Annotated in this window: 2 protein-coding genes; both read left to right on the top strand. The window is 53.7% G+C overall.

Annotated features, from left to right (window positions below; all coding sequences use genetic code 11):
• On the top strand, window positions 1-515 hold a 515-nt coding region (locus WMO75_RS19580), incomplete at its 5' end, for a CHC2 zinc finger domain-containing protein (protein WP_349078855.1).
• Window positions 484-1,070, top strand: a 587-nt coding sequence (locus WMO75_RS19575; RefSeq protein ID WP_243016395.1) for a VapE domain-containing protein, incomplete at its 3' end; no start/stop codon positions are given. The genes WMO75_RS19580 and WMO75_RS19575, both read left to right, overlap by 32 nt.

The following is a 1,070-nucleotide window of genomic DNA, read 5'->3' as shown; positions in this document are numbered from 1 at the left end:
TGGATCGGCGTTACCACTGCTTCGGCTGCGGTGCGGATGGGGATGTGATTGATTTTGCCGCCGCCCTGTATGGGCTGAGAAAGAAAGAAGCCGCCGTACAGCTGGCACAGGACTTCGGGCTTTCCTATGAGGACTGGAAACCGCCGGGAAAGGAAAAAAAACCAAAGCCCCGGCAGAAATCCCCGGAGGAACAGTTTCAGGAAGCAAAGAACCGCTGCTTCCGTATTCTTGCCGATTATCTCCATCTGCTTCGGGCATGGAGAACGGACTACGCCCCACACTCCCCGGAGGAAGCCTTTCATCCCCGGTTTATAGAAGCCTTACAGAAGCAAGACCAAGTGGAGTATCTGCTGGATGTGCTGCTGTTCGGGGAAACAGAGGAAAAAGCGGCTTTGATTACGGACTACGGAAAGGATGTGATACAGCTTGAACAGCGAATGGCAGAGCTTGCCGCCGCAGACGCAGCAAGAACTAAAAAACACCATGAACGCCATGCAGCCACCCCAGAGCATTGAGGAAATCAAGGAGGGGCTGGAAACTACCGAGAAAGGCGGTGTCCGTCAGAGCATACGGAACTGCCTGACTGTATTCCAGCGTGACCCGCTGCTTTCCGGGGCTATCGCATACAACATCCTGACTGACCGCAAGGACATCATAAAGCCCATCGGCTTCCACAGGGAAAGCACCGCCCTGAACGATACAGATATGAAGTATCTGCTTCTCTATCTGGAAGAAACCTACGGGCTTACCAATGAGAAAAAGATTGATAACGCCATCGGGATTGTGGCGAATGAAAACAAGTACCACCCCATCCGGGATTATTTAAGTTCCCTTGTGTGGGACGGGACAGAGCGAATCCGCTTCTGCCTGCGGCACTTTCTGGGGGCTGACGCAGACGATTACACCTATGAAGCATTGAAGCTGTTCCTGCTGGGTGCAATCTCACGAGCCTTTCAGCCGGGGTGCAAGTTTGAAATCATGCTCTGTCTGGTCGGCGGTCAGGGGGCTGGCAAGTCCACTTTCTTCCGTCTGCTGGCAGTCCGGGACGAGTGGTTCTCCGATGATTTGCG

This window comes from Blautia intestinihominis (genome assembly GCF_040096655.1).
In the GTDB taxonomy this organism is placed as follows: Bacteria; Bacillota; Clostridia; order Lachnospirales; family Lachnospiraceae; genus Blautia_A; species Blautia_A intestinihominis.
Note: the sequence above shows the minus strand (reverse complement) of the source record. Positions and strands in the feature narration are given on the sequence as shown.